The following is a 20,852-nucleotide window of genomic DNA, read 5'->3' as shown; positions in this document are numbered from 1 at the left end:
TCACAGCATGCCAGGGTGGCTTGGCATGCGGGAGAAAAAGGCTGGGATTGGCCGATATACGGCCGATTTCATGACAGTTATCGCTATTTACAGGCAAGGAGCCGATCGTGTCCGCACTCATTACCGAGCCGTTTTCACCCAAGTTCAAGCCGTATACGCGGCAAACCATTCAGCAGGCGCGGCAGTGGGAATGGCTGCCGGAAGAGCAGCGTGTAGCCGTGCAAGTGGTGTCGCACGTCTTGCCGTTTCGCACCAATGAATATGTGCTCGATCAACTGATCGACTGGAACAACATCCCTGACGACCCCATCTACCGTCTCGTCTTTCCCCACCGCGACATGCTGCCACCCGAGCAGTACGCGCACTTGCGCGACCTGGTGCTGGTGCAGCGCGACAAGGCGGCCATCGATGCCTATGTGCATGGCTTGCGTCTGGGCATGAATCCCCATCCGGCCGGCCAGATGACGCATAACGTGCCCCGGGTCAACGACGCGCCCGTGCGCGGCCTGCAGCATAAATATGCGCAAACAGTGCTGTTCTTCCCCAGCGCAGGCCAGACCTGCCACGCGTATTGCACTTTCTGCTTCCGCTGGCCCCAGTTCGTCGGCATGGACGACATGAAGTTCGATGCGCGAGAGTCGCATGAGCTGGTTGCCTACCTGAAACTGCATCCGGAAGTGACGGACGTGCTGATCACGGGCGGCGACCCGATGATCATGAACACGCGGCAACTGGCCGCCTACCTGGAGCCGCTGCTGGCGCCGGGCCTGGAACACATCCAGAACATTCGCATCGGCACCAAGGCGGTGGCGTATTGGCCGCAGCGCTTCGTCTCCGACCGCGATGCGGATGACTTGATGCGCCTGTTCGAGCGCATCGTCAAGGCGGGCAAGAACCTGGCCGTGATGGGCCATTACAGCCATGCCGTTGAGTTGCGCCAGAACATTGCCCAGCAAGCCGTGAAACGCATCGTCTCCACAGGCGCCACCTTGCGCATGCAGGGGCCGCTGATCCGTCACATCAACGAAGACCCGGCAAGCTGGGCCGAGCTGTGGCAGACGGGCACGCGCCTGGGGGCGATTCCGTATTACATGTTCGTCGAACGGGACACGGGTCCGCGCGGCTATTTCGAGTTGCCCTTGGCAAAGGCGCACGAGATTTTCCAGGCCGCCTACCAGATGGTGTCGGGCCTGTCGCGCACGGTGCGCGGACCGTCCATGAGCGCCTTCCCCGGCAAGGTCGTCATCGACGGCATCGTCACCATCAATGGCGAAAAACTGTTTGCTTTGCAATTTTTGCAGGCGCGCAACCCGGACTGGGTGCGCCGGCCGTTTTATGCCAAGTTCGATGCGGAAGCAACGTGGCTGGATCATTTGAAGCCGGCATTTGGCCACGACAAGTTTTTCTTTGAAATGGATGAGCCCGTGCCGCAGCTGCCGCATAAAATCATCCGCCTGGCACAGGCCGCCTGAGCATGCACGCGGCCGTTGCGCCTGCCCGCTCCGGCGTGGCCGTGTTTTGCCTGGTATTCCTGCCGTTCGCGCTCGGGCATTATCTGTCGTGTCTGCTGCGCGGCGTCAATGCCGTGCTGACGGCCGAGTTGCTGGGCGCCATCGCCCTGACACCCGCCCAGCTGGGCCTGCTGACCAGTGCCTTTTTTCTCGCCTTTGCGCTGGTGCAACTGCCGATCGGCATGGCGCTCGACCGCTACGGTCCCCGCGCGGTGCAACTGTGGCTGCTGGCGCTGGCCGCCCTGGGCGTATGGCTGTTCAGCCGGGGCCACAGCTTTGCCGAGCTGATGTGGGCGCGCGCCTTGATGGGAGCGGGCCTGGGCGGCTGTTTCATGGCCGCCGTGAAAGCGGTCTCGTGCGCCATCGCCCCATCGCGCCTGCCGTCCGTGCACGGCTATCTGATCGCCGTGGGCGGCCTCGGTGCGGCCACGGCCACCATGCCTGTCAAGCGGGTCCTGCATTACACGGATTGGCGTGGTGTGTTCCTGGGCCTGGCGCTGGCGGCGCTGGCCATAGCCTTGCTGATCCGCCTGCTGTCGCCGGCCATGCCCGCGCCTGCCGCGGCCAAGAGCAAGGTCAGCGTCTGGAGCGTGTACCGCGATCCTGGTTTTCGCCGCACCATCGCGCTGATCTTGCTGCCGCACACGGTGTTCTTTGGCGTGCAGGGCTTGTGGATAGGCCGCTGGCTGGCCGACGTGGGCGGCTTGTCTGACGATAACGTCGCGTATTTGTTGTACCTGGGCATGGCGGCCGTCATCTTCGGCGCCATCGGCATGGGCATGCTGACGGAGTGGGCCGGGCGGCGCGCGATTGAACCGATGCAGGTGGCGGGCGCCGGCATCGTCCTGTTTGTCGGCGTGCAAGTGGCGATGGCCTGCAATGTGACGCCCAGCCTGCCTTTGCTGTCCGTGCTGTTTACCTTGCTGGGCACGGTGACGGGCCTCGAGTATGCGATCGTCGCGCAAAGCATGCCGGCCAGCCTGACGGGCAGGGCGGCCACCTGCCTGAATTTGCTCATTTTCACGGGCGCCTTCCTGGTGCAGGCGGGCTTTGGCCTGATCCTCGGCTGCTGGCCCCTGAACAGCCAGCAGCAGTATCCGCCGCAGGCCTACCAGGCGGCGTTTGGCGTACTGGCGGCCTTGCAACTGCCGGGACTTGCGATGTTTTTCATAGACCGCTACAGGCGTGCCGGGGCATCCGGTAAAATGGCAGCCTGCACAGCGGCAATGATCAACTCCAAGGAAGACTATGAAACTCGTTCGTTATGGACGTCCAGGCAAGGAAAAACCGGGCCTGATCGATGAAGAAGGCAAACTGCGCGACCTGTCCGGCGTGATTGCCGATATTGACGGCGCACAACTGTCCGACAAGGCCCTGCGCAAGCTGGCCAAACTCGACGAAAAGACCTTGCCTTTGGTGCGCGGCAATCCACGCTTCGGCGTGCCGCTGGCGAAAGTCGGCAAGTTCATCGGCATCGGCCTCAATTATGCGGATCACGCAGCCGAGTCCGGCATGGCTATTCCCGCCGAACCGATCGTGTTCATGAAGGCCATTACTTGCCTGAATGGCCCGGACGACAATGTCGTGCTGCCAAAAGGCTCGAAAAAGACGGACTGGGAAGTGGAATTGGGCGTGATCATCGGTACGCGCGCGCAATACGTGAGCGAAGAGGACGCCTTGAAATACGTGGCCGGCTATTGCGTCGTCAACGACATTTCCGAACGCTCGTTCCAGCTGGAACGGGGCGGCCAGTGGGACAAGGGCAAGGGCTGCGACACCTTCGGCCCCGTCGGCCCGTGGCTGGTGACGCGCGATGAAGTCATCGACGAGCAGGAGCTTGACCTGTACCTGGAAGTCAACGGCAAGCGCATGCAGACCGGCAATACGCAAACCATGATCTTCACGGTGGCGCAGATCGTCAGCTATTTGTCGCAATTCATGACCCTGGAACCGGGCGACGTCATCGCCACGGGCACGCCGCCGGGCGTAGGCCAGGGCCGCAAGCCGCAGCGCTTCCTGAAAAAAGGCGACAGCATGCGCCTGGGTATCGCCGGCCTCGGCGAACAGCAGCAGGACGTGGTCGCCTGGACCGCCTGATGGCCGGTTGCGATATCGACCGTTTGCCGCCGCTGCCGCTGGACCAGCTGGACCCGCAGCAGCGCGCGGCCGCGCAAGCCATCATCGATGGCCCGCGCGGGGCGCTGTACGGCCCCTTCGTGCCGCTGATCCGCAGCCCCGAGCTGATGGAAACGGCGCAGCGCATGGGAGAGTACTTGCGCTACCGCAGCGCCATCGGCACGCGGTTGTCGGAACTGGCGATCCTCGTGACGGCGCGCCAGTGGGACCAGCGAGTCGAGTGGGCCATCCACGCGCCGCTGGCCGTGCAGAACGGCATCGCGCAAGCAGCCGTGGACGCCATTGCGGAACGGCGCTTGCCGCTTGCCCTGAAAGAAGACGAGCAAGCCGTGCACGACTTTTGCATCGAGCTGCAGCAGAACAAGCGGATCAGCGACGCTACCTATGCGCGGGCGCTGGCGCTGTTCGGCGAGCACGGCGTGGTTGACTTGATGGGCATCAATGGCTACTACACCTTCCTGGCCATGGTGATGAATGGGGCGCAGACGGCCGTACCGGCGTTGGGCGTGCCGCCCTTGCCCGCCTGATGAGAGGAGTGTAGAGGAGTTCTTCGGCAAAGATGGACAAAGTGTAATGAAGTTGCAATTATTCAATATATAATTTTACTTCCCTTCCATTGCCAACAAGCTCAATGAAAACTCGTCCGTGCTTCACCCTGATGGGCCGCGCCTTCCTGGCGCTGGCCCTTTCTTTTTGCCCCTTGATGACGGTGCGTGCGCTTGCCGCCGAGACGGCCGCCAGCGCCAGCGCTTCCGCCCTGGAAAACTCCGTCGTCAAGGTGTTTTCCACCCTGCGCGGACCTGATCCGTACAAGCCGTGGAGCAAGGCCGCGCCGCAAGAGGTGACGGGTTCCGGCGTCGTCATCGAAGGCCGTCGCATCCTCACCAATGCGCACGTGGTCGGCTATGCCAGCCAGGTGCAGATCCAGGCCAACGGCGCCGGCGACAAGATTCCGGCGACCGTGCTGGCCATCTCGCGCGGCATGGACCTGGCCTTGCTGAAAATCGACGACGACAGTTTTTTCGCCAGCCACAAAGCCGTGCCGCGCGCCAATGTCTTGCCGGACGTGCGCGATGCCGTGCTCGCGTATGGCTATCCGACGGGCGGCACGTCGCTGTCGATCACCAAGGGCATCGTTTCGCGCATCGAATTCGTGCGCTACAACTTCCCCGTCTCCGGCCTGCGCATCCAGATCGATGCGGCCATCAACCCGGGCAATAGCGGCGGCCCCGTGATTGCCGGCGACAAGATGATCGGCCTGGCCTTTGCCGGCATGCTCAATGCGCAAAACATCGGCTACATCATCCCCAACGAGGAAATCGAGCTGTTCCTGCGCGACCAGGAAAGTGGCGCACCCAAGGGCAAGCCGGCCATGCGCGACGTGACGCAAACGCTGGAAAACCCCGCGCTGCGCACCTATCTGAAGCTGGCCAAGGGCGTCGAGGGCGCCGTCGTGATGTCGCCGGCCAGCAAGGATGCGGCCTATCCGCTCAAGGAGTGGGATGTCATCACGCATATCGGCGATTTTCCCATCGACAACCAGGGCATGGTCAAGCTGAATGCCAACAGCCGCGTGCGCTTCCAGTACCGCGTGCAGCAGCTGGCGAAAGACGGCGAATTGCCGTTGACGGTGGTGCGCCAGGGCGCACCCCTGAAAATCAAGGTAGCCGTCTCGGCCGCGCATCCGATGCTGATCGCCGGGCTGCAGGGCAATTACCCGTCCTATTTCATCTTCGGCCCGATGGTGTTTTCGCGCGCCACCACGGAATTCATGGCGGTGCCAAATGGCAACCCGGCGATCCTGGGCGGCATGGCGTTTGCCGGCAATCCGCTGGCGACGCGGCGCGGCGATGCGCCCGATAGCGAGCGCGATGAGCTGGTGGTGATCGCCGCGCCCTTCTTCCCGCACAAGCTGATGAATGGCTACAGCACCCGTTTCTTCTCGGTCGTCGATTCCGTCAATGGCGTGCGCGTGCGCAGCCTGGCGCACCTGGTGGCCTTGCTGCGCGACCAGACCGATGACTTGCTGACCTTCCGTTTCCAGCAGCGCGATGCGGAAATGGTCGTCGTGCCCCGCAAGGACATGCTGGCAGCGACGGAATCGATACTGACGGACAACGGCATCCGCTCGGAAGCGTCGCCCGACATGCTGAAAATCTGGAATGAAAAAACGCCGGCGAACTGATCGTTCCCGGCGTTCCGCAAGACAACAGGCGCGGCGCACACCGCGCCTGTTTTATTTTAGGCCAGCACTTTTTTCAGCCACGCGCCGATGGCGTCGATTTCTTCCTGGCACAGCGAGTGCTGCATCATGTACTCGTGCCATTCCACCTTGTAACCCATGCCGGTGAGCAAGTCGCGCGACTGCTGTGCGCGGCCGATCGGCACCACGGGGTCGGCCGTGCCGTGCGCCATGAAGACCGGCGTCTGCAGGCTTGCCGGCGTGCGCTCGGCTGCCGTCTTGTCGGCCAGCGGCAGATAGCCGGACAGGCACATCAGGCCGGCCAGCGGTTCCGCGTGGCGCAAGCCCGTTTGCAAGGTCATGGCGCAGCCTTGCGAGAAGCCTGCCAGGATGATGCGGCTGGCGGGAATGCCGCGCGCCTTTTCGCGCGCGATCAGCGCTTCGATCTGCGCCTGCGAGGCGCGCAAGCCGCCCTCATCTTCGCGGCGCACGAGGTCGTTCACGAGAATGTCGTACCAGGCGCGCATCACATAACCGTTGTTGATGGTGACGGGCATGGTGCCGGCGCTGGGGAAAATGAAGCGGATGGCGGGGCAGCCGCGCAAATCGAGTTCTTTTACCAGGGGAACGAAGTCGTTGCCGTCGGCACCCAGGCCGTGCATCCAGATGATGGCGACGGTAGGATTCGGTGCGCTGTCGAGTTCTATGGTTTCCAGCAAGTTGCTCATGTGTTTTCCTCTGGTAATGGTTGCGCCGGACGCAGCGCTGATTTGGGGCGGAAGGCCTTGCAGATGACCGGATCGGTTTCCATGTAGGGGCCACCGATGAGGTCGATGCAATATGGCACGGCGGCAAAGATGCCGTTCACCAGTTGCACGCCAGCGGCGTCTTTCAAGCCTTCCAGGGTTTCCTTGATGGCTTTCGGCTGGCCCGGCAAGTTCATGATCAGGGCGGCGCGCTCGGGCGTTTCGCGGATCACGGCCACCTGGCGCGACAGGATCGCCGTCGGCACGAATTGCAGGCTGATCTGGCGCATCTGTTCGCCGAAACCGGGCATTTCCTTGGTCCCCACGGACAAGGTGGCGTCCGGCGTGACGTCGCGCCGCGCCGGCCCCGTGCCGCCCGTCGTCAGGATCAGATGGCAGTGGCTCAGGTCGACCATGTCGATCAGGGTGTTTTCAATCTGCGAGCGCTCGTCCGGGATCAACCGCTTTTCCAGGCGGAAAGGCGTGCGGATGGCGGCGGACAGCCAGCTTTCCAGGGCGGGGATACCCAGGTCTTCATATACGCCGCCGCTGGCGCGGTCCGAGATCGACACGAGGCCGATAATCAATTCGTCTTCTATCGTGGTCATGGGGCACCTGTCTATGTCGTAAAAAAACCGGGCTGATCCCGGTTTTTCGTCAATGCTGGGGTCAGACCCCAGTTTTTTACTCGTCGTCTTCGCCTTCAACGTCATCTTCGTCGGCATCTTTCTTGCCGCCGTTTTTCTTCTTGGCGATCTCTTTCAAGATCTGGAAGATTTCACGGTAGGCTTTTGGCGGCTTGTTCTCGGCCTGCTCCTTGCGGGCATTGCGGATCAGGGTGCGCAGGTGCTGCACGTCCAGTTCCGGGTTTTCCGACAGCAAGACGGTCAACGCCTTGTCGTCCGTCAACAGCTTGTCGCGGCGGCGTTCCATCGCGTGCATATTGGCCGTGTCGGCTTTCGACAAGCCTTTCCAGCTATCGATGGTGCGTTGGATGGCGGCAACTTCTTCTTCATCCAGGGTGCGCATCTTCTTGCCCACGTATTGCAGCTGGCGGCGGCGGCCTTCGTGATCCTTGATTTGCTGGCATTCGAGAATGGCGTCGCGCACGTCTTCCGGCATCGGGACGCGCTTGACGCGGTCGCGTGCTTCATTGACGAGTTCTTCGCCCAGCTTTTGCAGGACGGTCATCTGGCGTTTGAGTTCCGATTTCGACGGACGTTCATATTCCTGTTCGAATTCGGTCGATTGGAAGCCGCAAGCTCCCCGGTTTGGATTTGGCATGATATATAAGGCGGGAGAGGACTTGTGGACCGCTCCTGTAAACTGTAAACGACTGCTATGATAACCTTTTTAGCGGCTTTCCGAAGAAAACAGCGCATGAACGACTCCGTATTTACCCATAGTCAAGAGCAATTGCAGCAACTGGCCCGTGATGTGTTGTCTTTTGCGCGGGAAGCGGGCGGCACCGACGCTGCCGTCGAAGTCAGCGAAGGCGGTGGCCTGTCCGTTTCTGTACGAAAAGGCAAGATCGAGACGATCGAGCAAAACAAGGACAAGGGCATGGGCGTGACCGTGTTTGTCGGCAAGAAGCGCGGCAATGCCAGCACTTCCGACTTTTCGCCGTCCGCACTGCGCGCCACGGTGGACGCCGCCTACAACATCGCCCGCTTCACTGCCGAGGACGATTGCGCCGGCCTGGCCGACGCCGACATGCTGGAAATGTCCCCCCGCGACTTGCAACTGTTCTATCCGTGGCTCATTTCCACCGAGGAAGCCGTCGCGCTGGCCCAGCGGGCCGAAGCGGCCGCGTTTGCCGTCGACCCGCGCATCACCAACAGCGAGGGCGCCAGCGTGCACGTGCAGCAATCGCATTTTGTGTCCGCCAATTCGCGCGGCTTCATCGGCGGCTACCCGTTTTCGCGCCACACCCTGTCCGTGGCGCCCATCGCCGGCAAGGGCGCCAAGATGCAGCGCGACGACTGGTATTCATCCGTGCGCGACGCCGCCAAAATGGCTAGCCCGGAAGCCATCGGCCGTTACGCCGCCGAGCGCGCCCTGTCGCGCCTGAATGCGCGCAAACTCGGCACGCGCACTTGCCCCGTGCTGTTCGAGGCGCCGCTGGCGGCCGGTTTGCTCGGTACCTATGTGCAAGCGACCTCGGGCGGCGCCCTGTACCGCAAGTCCACGTTCCTGAACGACTCGCTGGGCACGCAAGTGCTGCCGTCGCACGTGCAGATCTTCGAAGACCCGCACGTGATCGGCGGCGTCGGTTCGGCGCCGTTCGATGAAGAAGGCGTGAAAACCGTCAGCCGCGACGTCGTCAAGGATGGCGTGGTGCAAGGCTATTTCCTGTCGACTTACACGGCCCGCAAGCTGGGCATGCAGACGACAGGCAACGCGGGCGGTTCGCACAATCTGTACCTGACCTCGAAGCTGACGGCCGCCAGCGACGATTTTGTCGCCATGTTGAAAAAGCTGGGTACGGGCTTGCTGGTGACGGAACTGATGGGGCAAGGAACCAATTACGTGACGGGCGACTATTCGCGCGGCGCGTCCGGTTTCTGGGTAGAAAATGGCGTCATTCAATACCCGGTGGAAGAAATCACCATCGCCGGCAACATGAAGGACATGCTGCGCAACATCGTGGCCGTGGGCGCCGACGCCTTGCGCCGCGGCACCAAAGAGACGGGGTCCATCCTCATCGAGAGCATGGTGGTGGCCGGCGGCTGACGTCGTTATGTGCTTCACTCAAGGCGCCGCTGGCGCCTTTTTTCATGGGCGGGCGGTTTTTCCAGCAGTGATCAGCTCGTCATACGGATGAAATATTGCCTTCGTATGATGTCGCCATCGGACGTTATTGGCGCAATTTAGATGCTTTTAATGTAAGTAAGCCGAACTTCGTGATATTTCATGCAAGATGCGTATCTTGCTGTGACGCGTTGTTGTTGATCAAACCTGCATAGTGAACTCTCCATGACCGACTCCCGTACCCGCATCGCCCGCGCGGTGGCCCTGATGTGTGCCATGACCGCCGTGTTCGCCAATCAGGCACAAGCCCATGGCGACGCGCTCGCTGCCCCTGTTTCCGCCAGCGACGCTATTGATACCCCGCAAGCCGTGATCGTCACTGGCACGCGGGGCAGCAACCGTACGCAATTCGACACCATGGCGCCCGTGGATGTCTTCAACCGCGAAGATATCGGCGCCGTCGAGTCGTCGGATTTGAACGACGTACTGGCGCAACTGGTTCCTTCGTACGTGGTGCAGCGCTTGCCGATGGCTGACGGGCAAGTCTTCGTGCGTCCCGCTACCCTGCGCGGCCTGTCTCCGGACCAGACTTTGGTGCTGATTAACGGCAAGCGTTTCCACCGCAGCGCCCTGCTGGGTGCGCGCGGCGCGCAGGCGCCCGACCTGGCGCAGATTCCCGTGTCCGCCATCAAGCGCATCGAAGTGCTGCGTGACGGCGCCTCGGCGCAGTACGGTTCCGACGCGATCGCCGGCGTGATCAACATCATTCTCGACGATACGCCCGGTACGGAAATCTCCGTGCACCACTCGCAATATTCGGAAGGCGATGGCAAGGGCAATGAGATCAACCTGAAGACGGGCTTTGCCTTTGGCGAGACGGGCAAGGCGACGATTTTCGGCGCGCTGGCCCAGTCCGACCCTACGTCGCGCACGCGCCAGCGGGCCGACGCCATCGCTTTCCAGAACGCCCATCCGGAACTGAAGGTGCCCAATCCCGTGCAGCGCTGGGGCCAGCCTGAACTCGACAGCAAGCGCATCGGCTTCAATGCCAGCATGGCCCTGTCCGACACGATGGAACTGTACGGTTTCGGCCTGTTCAGCCGCAGCGACGGCACCTCGGATTTCAATTGGCGGAATCCCGACACCAGCACGGGCGCCTATAAAACCAGCAGCTTGTTCCCCGGCTGGGATTTGCGCAGGCTGTATCCGCTCGGCTTCAGCCCCAGCTATTCGAACGACCAGGATGACTTGCAATTGGTCGCCGGTGTGCGTGGTCACTTCAATGATCGCTTCGGCTGGGATGTGAGCGCTTCCTACGGCCGTAACCGCATTGATTACAACTTGGCCAATTCCATCAATGCCTCGATGGGGCCGGCCAGCCCGACGGCCTTCTACCTGGGCCAGTTGTCGCAGGCGGAAAAGATTCTCAACGCCAACTTCAACTATGAATTCCCCGTGGCTTCCTTGCCGCAACCGGTCAACATCGCCTTCGGCGCGGAAGCGCGTAACGAAACGTATGGCGTGAAGGCGGGCGATGCGGCATCCTGGACGGTGGGGCCGGGCGCGGCCATCGGTCTCGACGCGAACGCCAACGGCGCCCCCGGTTTCAGCGACCGCCAGGCGGGCAGCTGGGGCCAGGATAGCTATGCGGCCTATCTGGACGTGGAAGTGCCCGTCACGAAGGCCCTGAGTCTGGGCGGCGCGGCCCGCTATGAGCATTTCTCGGAATTTGGCAGTACCGTCAACGGCAAGTTGTCCGCCCGCTACGCACTGAGCGAAGACCTGGCCTTGCGCGGCTCCTACTCGACGGGTTTCCGTGCCCCAACACCTGGCCAGTCGAACACCAACAGCACGAACCAGGGCCTCGACACCAAGACCCTGCTGTTGTTTACTAGCGGCCGCCTGGCCAACAACGATCCACTGGCCATCCTGCTCGGTGCGCAGGCGCTGAAGCCGGAAAAATCGAAGAACCTGTCGCTGGGTTTTACCTGGAAGACGCCGGCCGGTTTCTCCGGTTCCGTCGACGTGTATGACATCAAGGTCAGCGACCGCTTCAGCACGTCCGCCGCATTCGCCGTGCCGGCCGGCGTGGCCAATCCCTTGCGTTACACCTCGGTCAGTTATTTTACGAATGACTTCGATACCACCACGCGCGGCATCGATATCGTGGGCAGCCACCTGAGCCGTATCGGCGACGGCAAGTTGAACTTGACCCTGGCGTATAACTACAACACGACGAAAGTCGATGGCGGCAAGTCCAGCCTGGTGACCAATCCAGCCCAGCGCCAGGTGTTCGAAGAGCGCCTGCCGCGGCAGAAAGCCACCATCAGCGGCAACTATGACCTCGGCAGCTGGAATACGCTGGCCCGCGTGCGCTACTACGGCGCGTGGACGGACAATTCCGGCAATGCCACGGGCGATATCTTCCAGCGCTTTGGCGCCATGCAATTTCTCGACCTGGCCGTCAGCTACAAGATCAACGACAAGCAATCGATCCGTGCTGGCGTCGACAACGTGCTGGACAAGTATCCTGATGAGGCCAGCTTCCAGGCCAGCCGCGGTCTGATCTATTCGCGCAACGCACCCTACGACACGGACGGCCGCAATCTGTACGTCGAGTACAAAGTGAAATTTTAAGGGGAGATGACGATGAATCCACAACGCCGCGCCCTGTTGCGCGCGGGTACACTGGCGGCGGCGCTGCCTTTGACGGTGGGCGCAGGATCGACTGCTGCGTCCGGCTTGGCTCCACCTTTGCCAGCGGTGCCGGCCGGCACCTCGCCGGAAGCCTTGGCCAGCAACCAGGCTTATTGGCAGGCGGTCGCCGCGCAATACGACACGGCGGATGCCATCGTGCAACTCGACAATGCCTACTGGGGTTCGATGGCCAGGCCCGTGCTGCGTCATTACGAGCAGCAACTGGCCATGGTCAACCGCGATAACGCCTGGTATGCGCGCATGCGTTTTCCGGCCGACTTCGAGGCGGCGCGCGCGGCGGCGGCCAGGGCGCTGGGCGTGGCCATCGATGAAATCGTGCTGACGCGGGGTGCCACGGAAGCGCTGCAAGTCTTGATCGCCGGCTATAACCGCTTGCAGCCCGGCGATGCGGTGTTATACGCGGACATTGATTACGACAATATGATCACCGTCACGCGCTGGTTGCAGCAGCGGCGCGGCGCCCAGGTGGTCCATATCGCCATGCCGGAACCGTTTACGCATGACAACGTCGTTGCCGCCTATGTTGCCGCCATGGAGCGTCATCCGGCCTTGAAACTGATGCTGCTGACACATGTCAATCACCGTAACGGCATGGTCTTGCCCGTGGCCGAGATCAGCCGTCTGGCGCGCGCGCGCGGTATCGATGTCATCGTCGATACGGCGCACGGTTTTGGCCAGCTGGACATGACGATCCCCGATTTGCAGGCGGACTTTGCCGGCATCAACTTGCACAAATGGATAGGCGCACCCGTCGGCGTGGGCGCTGCCTACATCAAGCGGGCCAGGGTGGCCGATATCGATCCCTGGCTGGGAGAAAAGGCGGGCGACGATATCCGCACCCGCGTGCACACGGGCACGGTGAATTTCGCCGCCTACCTGAGCTTGCCAGCGGCGCTGGACTTGCATGCGCAGATCGGCGTGGCCAACAAGCAGGCGCGGCTGCGGCTGCTGCGCAACCGCTGGGTGGAAGCCGCACGCGGCATTGATGGCATCGAGGTGCTGGCATCGAGCGATCCGCGCCTGACGAGCGCCATCGCCTCGTTCCGCTTGAAAGGCAAGACCAGCGTGGCCGACAGTTATGCCCTGTCGAAAAAGCTGGTGCAGGAACACGGCATCTTTGCCGTGCCGCGCGACGGTCTTGCCAGCGGTGCATGCGTGCGCGTCACGCCAGGCATCTTTACACCGGAGTCGCATCTGGACCGGCTGGTCGATGCCTTGCGCAAGGTGGCCAAGGGCTGAGTTTGCTTCGGCAGGGGGGATGGTCTCAGTACTCTTCCCAATCGGTATCGGCGACCACGGCCAGTGCCCCCGCCTTGCCTGCTTTCCTGGCGGGGACGGCAGTGGCCGTGGCGCGTGGCGCGGCGGCAAGCTTGACTGGCGCGCGTGCCGGAGCGCGGATGGCTTGCACCTGCACCTGCGCCGGTGGCAGCGCCTGCGTGCCGTCGAGCTTGAACACGCTGACGGCTTCGGCCAGGATGCCGGCCTGATCCTGCAGGGCTTCGGACGCGGCAGCGGCCTCTTCCACGAGGGCCGCATTTTGCTGTGTCACGGCATCCATTTCCGTGATGGCCTGGTTGATCTGTTCAATGCCCGCTTCCTGCTCGTTGCTGGCGGACGTGATCTCGGCCATGATGTCCGTGACGCGCCGCACGCTGCTGACGATCTCTTCCATGGTGCTGCCCGCCTGGTTCACGAGGCTGCTGCCAAGGTTGACCTGGTGCACGGAGTCGTCGATGAGGATCTTGATTTCCTTCGCGGCGGAGGCGGAGCGGTGGGCCAGGTTGCGCACTTCCGTGGCGACCACGGCAAAGCCCTGTCCCTGCTCGCCCGCCCTGGCCGCTTCCACGGCCGCATTCAGGGCCAGGATATTGGTCTGGAAGGCAATGCCGTCGATGACACCGATGATGTCGGCGATTTTCTTCGACGAGGCATTGATGGAATCCATGGTCGTGATCACTTCGGCCACTACCTGGCCGCCCTTGCTGGCCACGCTGGAAGCCGATTGCGCCATCTGGTTGGCCTGGCGCGCATTTTCGCCATTCTGCTTGACGGTCGACGTCAGTTCCTCCATCGATGAGGCCGTTTCTTCCAGCGAGCTGGCTTGCTGTTCCGTGCGCGACGACAGATCCATATTGCCGGAGGCGATTTCACGCGAGCCGTGGGCGATGGCATCCGTGCCATGGCGCACGCGGGCCACGATGCCTTGCAGATTGTCATTCATCTCTTTCAAGGCCCGCAGCAGCAGGCCCGTTTCATCGTTGCCGCGCGCATCGATGGTGACCGACAAGTCGCCGGCTGCCACCCGTTGCGCCACCTTGACGGCTTCGCCGATGGGGCGGCTGATCGAGCGGCTGATCAGCATGGCCAGTGCAATGGCAATGGCCGTCGCGGCGACCGACAGGGACAGGGACAGGATGATGGCCATGCGCCCATCGGCGGCGGCTTGCTTGCCTTCGCTTTCCATCAGCAATTCCTGGAAGCTGGCCATGGCCGCCAGTGCAGTCAGGAATTTTTCTTGCGGATAACGCAGCTGCGTCAGCAGGAAAATGCCCGCCGTTTCCGATTTGCCTTCTTGTAACAGCTTGATATTCGCATCGCGCGTCTTGCCATAGGCTTCGTGGCCGTTCGCCACGGCCTGGAACAGCTCCTGGCCTTTGGGCGTGTTGACCAGGACTTTCAGGCGCGCCAGCAGTTCCACGTTCTTTTTGACCGACGCCTGTACCTTGGTTATGGAACTGCTGACTTCGTCAGCATCGTTGGCGCCGATGATGGCGATGCCCAAGATACGGGCCTGGACATTGACCTCGGACTGTATCGCATTGGACAGCATGACCTTGGCATAGCGGTCATTGAGGATTTTTTCCGTCGAGGCATTGATGTTGCGGATACGGCTGATGGAAACAAATGCCACCATGATAAGCAGGACAATGATCAGGCCGAAACTGAAGGCCAGGCGGGTACTGATTTTAAGCTTGGACATAAGTCATTCATCCTTGGCGGAAAGCGGAAAGCGTGCGCTGGGCATCGTCCTGCGGACAGGCGGCGTCCGTCCGTGACGATGCTGATGCGGTCAGTTTTGCGTTACAGAGAGCTAGCTCGGCAGGTATGGGGCCGTGATGTCAAGGGCAATGCCATGGATGCGCATTGCAGAGCGCCGGCGACGGGGCCAGCGGCGTATTCTTGAGGGTCCGCGCAGAATGGCACGGTCCGATTTTGTTGTTTAGTGTAGGACGATAATTTCTGACAGGCAAGATGTTCGCGCAAAAAATCACCGGGCCAGCAACGCTTGCCGCGCGGGCAAAAAAAATGCCCCGGCGAGCGGGGCATGGGGTCAAGCGGACCGGTGTGGCCCTGGCGCTCAGGCGCGCAAGGTGGACAGGATAGGCTGCAGCACGGCCGCGCCCAGGGCGGCGCTGCGAGCGCCGCTCCAGCCCGTTTGCGGGTCGGGATCGTTGGCGTTGTCCTTGAACGGCAATTCCAGGGTCAGCGACAGGCAGCCGAAGGCGTGGGTGATGTGGGGCGAACCCATGGTCAGCACTTCCGGCGTGAACGGGCCGTCTTCGTAGCCGTGCTCATCCTGGAAGTCGGGGCTGGCCACCTTGAAGTCGGCGATGAAGCGGTCTTGCTCGGCTTTTTGTGCTGGCGTGAAATTTTCCAGCGCGTCGCTGCCGGCCACAAAGACGTAAGGCAAGCCTTCGTCGCCATGCACGTCGAGGAACAGGTCGCAACCGATTTCATGCATTTTTTGTTTCACCAGGAATACTTCCGGGCTGCGCTCCATCGTCGGCGTCATCCATTCGCGGTTCAGGTTGGCGCCGGCCGCGTTGGTGCGCAGGTTGCCATGCACGGAGCCGTCAGGATTCATGTTCGGCACCACGTAGAAGACGGCGTCCTGCAGGCACTGGCGGGCAAACGGATTGGCCTGGTCCAGCAAGGCTTCGAGCATGCCTTCGACAAACCATTCGGCCATCGTTTCACCGGGATGCTGGCGCGCGATGACCCAGACTTTTTTCTCGGCATCGGCGTCGCCGACGACCAGCAGATTCATGTCGCGGCCTTCGACGGTGCTGCCCAGGTCGATCAGGCGCACCAGCGGCGACGCTTGCGCGCTGTCGATCAGGGCCAGGTGGCGGTCCCATGGATACGGCTCGAAGTAGGCGTAGTACACGCTTTCTTCTTCGGGCGTATGTTCGATCGTCATCACCGTGCCGTCAAAGCTGGTCGGCACGCGGAACCAGGTTTCGCGGTCGTAGCTGGCGACAGCCTGGTAATCTTTCCAGCCGTCCGGGTAGGCCGACTTGCCTGCGTTCATGAAGCGGATCGTGCACGCTTCGCCTTGCGCGCCTTGCAGGCGGAAGTAAAACCACTGCGTGATGTCGGCGTGGGAATCCTTGCGGATGTTCAGCTCGATGGATTGGGCATCGTCGGCGCGCAGCACCTCGATCGCGCCGGCGTCGAATTGCTGGCTGATTTTAATGGTCATGAGTGTTCCTGATAAAAACGTATGGGTTTTGCATCGTGTGCAATGGCGCGATGATACCTGTTTTGCGGTGGCCTTTGTGCTGGCGCAAGCGATGACGGACATGCTTTGCTAACGTGGAAGCTCCAACACGGGGAGATCATCATGGATGACAACGGCAAACACATACGCGAACTGGAAAAGAAAGTCAGCGCCCTCAGCGACGCCCTGGCGCATCTGGGCAAGGGCACGACCTTGCAGGAATTGCTGCGCATCATACGTTTCCCCGGCTATACGACGCCGGCCGAATACACGTTCAACGTCGCCATCCTCGACACCATGCTGGTGCAGGTCAATGCGCTGGAAAAGCTGGGGCAGGATTTGTTGGCGGGGGCCAAGCAAGTAGTGGCGAAGCAGTGAACGCCTGAGAAAATGCCCATGGCGGCGTTGCGTGGCCTTGGCGTACTAGTCGTACTGCCTGCGGCCACGCGCCTGGCCCTGAACATTTTTCAGACGTTCAAGTAGTCAGGCCGCCAAAACGTTCAAAAAACCACGGCTCGACGTCCGGCGCCTGCGCATCCTCGCGCCGCAATGTTGCCAGGATATGTTCCTCTGCAGGTGCATACGTGATGCGGTACAGGTCGCGCGCCAGCACATACGCTTGCGTGCCGGGCCACGGTTCGGGCAGCAGTTCGACGGGCAGTTGCGGGTCGTGCAATTGCACGCGGCGGTAGGCGTGCGTCAGCAGCGAGCGGATGACGAACGCCTGCTCCGCATCGAACACGGGTTCTTCCTGCAGCAGGGTCAGCAGGGGCTGGAAGCTGGCGATGAATTTTTCGTAGCCGGCCATCACTTCCGACAAGTCCCAGCAGTCGCCCACCATGTCGCGCAGGGGACGCGTGCTCACGCCCGGCAATTCCGTGGTGTGGCAGACGTACAGCTTGCCCTGCACCTCGTTGCGTACGAGGATATCTTCCAGCGCTTCCGCATTGCTGGCGGGGTGGCCAAAGATGCCGGGAGAAATCAAACCATAGCCGGCCCACAATAATTCCTTGCGCAGCGCCCCCCGCTCGGCCGCGCCGATACTGCCGGCCGGCCCGATCACCAGGGTCCAGCTGCCATCCCAATGCACGACCAGCGGCGCATAGATGCGGCGGTAGGCGCGTTCGAAGCGGGCCAGCGCCTCTGGGCGTATCGTATAGGCACTGCGGCGGCCGTCGCGCTGCGAGCTGAGCCAGCCTTCCTGCGCCAGGCGGAACACGCTGGTGCGCAATAGCCGGTCATTGACGCCGAATGGCGCCAGCAGTTCGATCAGGCTGCCCAGCCAGATGGCGCCGCCGCGCGGCACGATGGCGTCGCCAAAGATGGTCATCACCAGGGACTTCGAGCGCGGTGGGTCGCTTTCCAGGAAATCGGCTATCCATGCCGTGCAGCGGGTGTTCTTCATGTGGTTCCGGTCTGGCCGTGTTGCGGTCGAATCAATAAAAGCAGCAGTTTACTTGGCTGCGCGGGTAGCGCGGCAATAATTTGCCGGAAGCGCTGGTGGCGCTCCATGGTGTTTTCTCATAAGCAATATCATACGCACAAAAAAGCTGCACAAGATACGATTTTTTAAAATGATTCATATCAAGTGTATGCAAATCGATTTTTGTATCGTATTATCTGTTTATCGCACCGCGTTGCTGCGCAAAATCAAAGACATGGGAGACACATCATGTACGCACAAATGGTTGAAACCGGCCTCAAGAACGTCCGTTCCCTCGACGACATGGGTCAAGAAGAGCGCGCTTTCCAGGCGCGCATCGACGAAGGCATCAAGATCGAGGCCAAGGACTGGATGCCGGATGCCTACCGCAAGACCCTGATCCGCCAGATTTCGCAGCACGCACACTCGGAAATCGTCGGCCAATTGCCCGAAGGTAACTGGGTCACGCGCGCGCCGACCCTGAAACGCAAATCGATCCTGCTGGCGAAGATCCAGGACGAAGCGGGCCACGGCCTGTACCTGTACAGCGCCGCGGAAACCCTGGGCGTATCGCGCGACGACTTGCTGGCCGCCTTGCACTCGGGCAAAGCCAAGTATTCCAGCATCTTCAACTATCCGACCCTGTCGTGGGCCGACATGGGCGCCATCGGCTGGCTCGTCGACGGCTCGGCCATCATCAACCAGATTCCCCTGTGTCGCTGCTCGTATGGTCCATATGCGCGCGCCATGATCCGCGTCTGCAAGGAAGAATCGTTCCATGCGCGCCAGGGCTACGACATCATGATGTCGCTGTGCAAGGGCACGCCCGAGCAGAAAGCCATGGCGCAGGATGCGCTGAACCGCTGGTGGTGGCCATCCTTGATGATGTTCGGCCCGTCCGACGCCGCCTCCGTCAACAGCGCCCAGTCGGCGCAATGGCGCATCAAGCTGTTCTCGAACGACGAACTGCGCCAGCGCATGGTCGACCAGACCGTGCCGCAAATCGAATACCTGGGCTTGACCGTGCCCGATCCCGACCTGAAGTTCAATGCGGAAACGGGCCATTATGAATTCGGCGAGATCGACTGGTCCGAGTTCAACAACGTCCTGAAGGGCAATGGCCCGTGCAACCGCGAACGCCTGCAAACGCGCGTAAAAGCGTATGAAGACGGCGCATGGTTCCGCGATGCCTTGGTCGCGTATGCAGACAAGCAGGCTGCTAACAAAGCGGCAGCGTAAATACACAAGACAGATAGGGGATAGCAACATGAGCAAAGAATGGCCATTGTGGGAAGTTTTCATCCGCAGCCAGCACGGCCTGGCGCACAAGCATGTGGGTAGCCTGCACGCTTCCGACGCCACCATGGCGGTCAACCATGCGCGCGACGTCTACACGCGTCGCAATGAAGGCGTCAGCATCTGGGTGGTGCGCGCGGCCGATATCGTCGCCAGCAGCCCCGGCGACAAGGGCGCCCTGTTCGAACCGTCGAACAGCAAGGTGTACCGCCATCCCACCTTCTTCCCGATGCCGGAAGAAGTCAAGAATCTGTGATGGGAGCGCCTGCAATGGATGATAAGGTCAATTACCTCTTGCGCCTGGGCGACAACGCCCTGATCCTCAGCCAGCAGCTGTCGCAGCTGTGCGGCAAGGGTCCGGCGCTGGAAGAAGACATGGCGCTGACCAATGTGGCGCTGGACTTGCTGGGCCAGACGCGCTTGTGGTTCAGCTATGCGGCCGAGCTGGAAAACGCGGGCCGCGACGAGGACGACATCGCCTTTTTGCGCGACGCCCACGACTTCAAGAACTGCCTGCTGGTCGAACAGCCGAACGGCAATTACGCCGACACCATGATGCGTCAGTTCTTTTTCGACAGCTGGCACTACTTCCAGCTGCTGGAACTGACGAAATCGGCGGATGTGCGCATCGTCGAAGTGGCGCAAAAGTCGATCAAGGAAGTCACGTATCACTTGCGCCGCAGCGGCGACCTGATCGTGCGCCTCGGCGACGGTACGGCCGACAGCCATGCGAAAACGCAGGCCGCCGCCGACAAGCTGTGGATGTACACGGGCGAGATGTTCACGTACGACGCCGTCGACCAGGCCATGGTCGCCGCCGGCATCGCGCCGCCGTCGGACGTGCTGCGCCGCGCTTTCCTCGAACACGTGGCCGAGATCTTCGCCGAAGCCACCTTGACCATGCCGGCGCCCGACGCCTGGATGCAAAAGGGCGGCAAGCAGGGCACGCACACGGAGCACCTGGGTTTTATCCTGGCCGAGATGCAGTTCCTGCAGCGCGCCTATCCCGGGGCGGAGTGGTAATGAACACGGCTACGGCAGCGCTGGACGCCGCCCAGGTCTGGGCCTGGCTCGGCGACGTGCCGGACCCGGAAATCCCCGTCATTTCGGTGGTGGACCTGGGCATCGTGCGCGCCGTCGAAGTCACGGATGGCGATGCGTGCATCGTGACGATCACGCCCACGTATTCGGGCTGCCCGGCCATGCAGGTGATCGCCGACGCCGTCACGGATGCCTTGCGCAGCCATGGCGTGGCCAAGGTGACCTTGGTGAACCAGCTGGCGCCCGCCTGGACGACGGACTGGATGAGCGAAGCGGGCAAGGCCAAGCTGAAAGGCTATGGCATCGCCCCGCCGCAGCAGCAGGTGATCGACATCAGCGGTTTGCGTGGCGGCGTCAAGCGCCAGGCGATGCCCAAGCTGGACGTGATCTGCCCGAACTGCGGCTCGACGCACACGCAGCTGACCAGCCAGTTCGGCTCCACGCCGTGCAAGGCCCTGTATAAATGCATGGATTGCCGCGAACCGTTTGACTACTTCAAGTGCCACTAAAAAAATCAGGCACACGTTCCGAAGAAACTGGAGATGAA

Annotated in this window: 19 protein-coding genes; 13 read left to right on the top strand and 6 right to left on the bottom strand. The window is 61.8% G+C overall.

Annotated elements, in window-relative coordinates:
• Window positions 1-107: 107 nt before the first annotated feature.
• The 5 genes from MRBLMS1_RS21020 (at window position 108) to MRBLMS1_RS21000 (ending at window position 5,832) form a co-directional block, all read left to right on the top strand.
• Window positions 108-1,472, top strand: coding sequence for a KamA family radical SAM protein (locus tag MRBLMS1_RS21020; RefSeq protein ID WP_485881629.1), 1,365 nt, complete (start codon window positions 108-110; stop codon window positions 1,470-1,472).
• Between the two features lie 2 nt (window positions 1,473-1,474).
• Window positions 1,475-2,815, top strand: coding sequence for an MFS transporter (locus MRBLMS1_RS21015; protein ID WP_485881627.1), 1,341 nt, complete (start codon window positions 1,475-1,477; stop codon window positions 2,813-2,815).
• On the top strand, window positions 2,760-3,608 hold the full coding sequence (locus MRBLMS1_RS21010) for a fumarylacetoacetate hydrolase family protein (RefSeq protein WP_485881625.1): 849 nt from the start codon (window positions 2,760-2,762) through the stop codon (window positions 3,606-3,608). Before MRBLMS1_RS21015 ends, MRBLMS1_RS21010 begins: the two co-directional genes overlap by 56 nt.
• Window positions 3,608-4,174, top strand: coding sequence for a carboxymuconolactone decarboxylase family protein (locus MRBLMS1_RS21005; protein ID WP_128141838.1), 567 nt, complete (start codon window positions 3,608-3,610; stop codon window positions 4,172-4,174). The genes MRBLMS1_RS21010 and MRBLMS1_RS21005 overlap by 1 nt, the downstream gene beginning before the upstream one ends.
• Window positions 4,175-4,278: 104 nt before the next feature.
• Window positions 4,279-5,832 carry a S1C family serine protease gene (locus tag MRBLMS1_RS21000; RefSeq protein ID WP_485881622.1) on the top strand — a complete coding sequence of 518 codons (1,554 nt, stop codon included), beginning with the start codon at window positions 4,279-4,281 and terminating at the stop codon, window positions 5,830-5,832.
• 56 nt (window positions 5,833-5,888) lie between these two features.
• On the opposite strand, the gene MRBLMS1_RS20995 is transcribed toward MRBLMS1_RS21000, so the two are convergent.
• The 3 genes from MRBLMS1_RS20995 to yjgA form a co-directional block, all read right to left on the bottom strand.
• Window positions 5,889-6,557, bottom strand: a complete 669-nt coding sequence (locus MRBLMS1_RS20995) for an alpha/beta hydrolase (protein WP_485881620.1) — start codon at window positions 6,555-6,557, stop codon at window positions 5,889-5,891.
• A complete protein-coding gene (gene mog / locus MRBLMS1_RS20990; protein WP_485881618.1) occupies window positions 6,554-7,183 on the bottom strand; it encodes a molybdopterin adenylyltransferase in 630 nt (209 codons plus the stop codon). Before mog ends, MRBLMS1_RS20995 begins: the two co-directional genes overlap by 4 nt.
• A gap of 76 nt (window positions 7,184-7,259) precedes the next feature.
• A complete protein-coding gene (yjgA, locus tag MRBLMS1_RS20985) occupies window positions 7,260-7,859 on the bottom strand; it encodes a ribosome biogenesis factor YjgA (RefSeq protein ID WP_034746337.1) in 600 nt (199 codons plus the stop codon).
• A gap of 96 nt (window positions 7,860-7,955) precedes the next feature.
• Here yjgA and pmbA point away from each other — a divergent pair, with 96 nt between their 5' ends.
• From pmbA to MRBLMS1_RS20970, 3 genes are all read left to right on the top strand, one after another.
• Window positions 7,956-9,308: a metalloprotease PmbA gene (pmbA, locus tag MRBLMS1_RS20980; protein WP_456147788.1), complete on the top strand. Its 1,353-nt coding sequence runs from the start codon at window positions 7,956-7,958 to the stop codon at window positions 9,306-9,308.
• Between the two features lie 243 nt (window positions 9,309-9,551).
• Window positions 9,552-11,963, top strand: coding sequence for a TonB-dependent receptor plug domain-containing protein (locus MRBLMS1_RS20975; RefSeq protein WP_485881615.1), 2,412 nt, complete (start codon window positions 9,552-9,554; stop codon window positions 11,961-11,963).
• A gap of 12 nt (window positions 11,964-11,975) precedes the next feature.
• Window positions 11,976-13,283 carry an aminotransferase class V-fold PLP-dependent enzyme gene (locus MRBLMS1_RS20970; RefSeq protein WP_485881613.1) on the top strand — a complete coding sequence of 436 codons (1,308 nt, stop codon included), beginning with the start codon at window positions 11,976-11,978 and terminating at the stop codon, window positions 13,281-13,283.
• Window positions 13,284-13,308: 25 nt separating this feature from the next.
• Here MRBLMS1_RS20970 and MRBLMS1_RS20965 read toward each other — a convergent pair whose 3' ends face one another.
• Together MRBLMS1_RS20965 and MRBLMS1_RS20960 are read right to left on the bottom strand one after the other, a co-directional pair.
• Complete coding sequence (locus MRBLMS1_RS20965) at window positions 13,309-15,024, bottom strand: methyl-accepting chemotaxis protein (RefSeq protein ID WP_485881612.1); 1,716 nt, start codon at window positions 15,022-15,024, stop codon at window positions 13,309-13,311.
• 378 nt (window positions 15,025-15,402) lie between these two features.
• Complete coding sequence (locus tag MRBLMS1_RS20960; RefSeq protein WP_034746346.1) at window positions 15,403-16,527, bottom strand: M14 family metallopeptidase; 1,125 nt, start codon at window positions 16,525-16,527, stop codon at window positions 15,403-15,405.
• Window positions 16,528-16,668: 141 nt separating this feature from the next.
• Between MRBLMS1_RS20960 and MRBLMS1_RS20955 the strand changes: the two genes are divergently transcribed.
• Window positions 16,669-16,923 (top strand): hypothetical protein, encoded by a 255-nt coding sequence (locus tag MRBLMS1_RS20955; protein ID WP_485881610.1) that lies wholly within the window; start codon window positions 16,669-16,671, stop codon window positions 16,921-16,923.
• Window positions 16,924-17,020: 97 nt separating this feature from the next.
• On the opposite strand, the gene paaX is transcribed toward MRBLMS1_RS20955, so the two are convergent.
• A complete protein-coding gene (paaX, locus tag MRBLMS1_RS20950; RefSeq protein WP_485881608.1) occupies window positions 17,021-17,950 on the bottom strand; it encodes a phenylacetic acid degradation operon negative regulatory protein PaaX in 930 nt (309 codons plus the stop codon).
• A gap of 267 nt (window positions 17,951-18,217) precedes the next feature.
• Between paaX and paaA the strand changes: the two genes are divergently transcribed.
• Genes paaA through paaD form a run of 4 tightly spaced genes read left to right on the top strand, consistent with a single transcriptional unit; the run spans window position 18,218 to window position 20,814 of the window.
• Window positions 18,218-19,207 carry a 1,2-phenylacetyl-CoA epoxidase subunit PaaA gene (paaA, locus tag MRBLMS1_RS20945; RefSeq protein ID WP_034746354.1) on the top strand — a complete coding sequence of 330 codons (990 nt, stop codon included), beginning with the start codon at window positions 18,218-18,220 and terminating at the stop codon, window positions 19,205-19,207.
• 28 nt (window positions 19,208-19,235) lie between these two features.
• Window positions 19,236-19,520: a 1,2-phenylacetyl-CoA epoxidase subunit PaaB gene (gene paaB / locus MRBLMS1_RS20940; protein WP_034746356.1), complete on the top strand. Its 285-nt coding sequence runs from the start codon at window positions 19,236-19,238 to the stop codon at window positions 19,518-19,520.
• Between the two features lie 14 nt (window positions 19,521-19,534).
• Window positions 19,535-20,287 carry a 1,2-phenylacetyl-CoA epoxidase subunit PaaC gene (gene paaC, locus MRBLMS1_RS20935; protein WP_485881605.1) on the top strand — a complete coding sequence of 251 codons (753 nt, stop codon included), beginning with the start codon at window positions 19,535-19,537 and terminating at the stop codon, window positions 20,285-20,287.
• Entirely contained in the window at window positions 20,287-20,814 is a 528-nt protein-coding gene (gene paaD / locus MRBLMS1_RS20930) for a 1,2-phenylacetyl-CoA epoxidase subunit PaaD (RefSeq protein ID WP_139090687.1), read from the top strand. The genes paaC and paaD overlap by 1 nt, the downstream gene beginning before the upstream one ends.
• The last annotated feature ends 38 nt before the right edge of the window (window positions 20,815-20,852 follow it).

The organism is Massilia sp. LMS1-1-1.1 (genome assembly GCF_040815535.1).
Taxonomy (GTDB): Bacteria; Pseudomonadota; Gammaproteobacteria; order Burkholderiales; family Burkholderiaceae_D; genus Janthinobacterium; species Janthinobacterium aestuarii.
The sequence above is the reverse complement of the archived record's forward strand: the minus strand, read 5'-3'. Positions and strand labels throughout refer to the sequence as shown.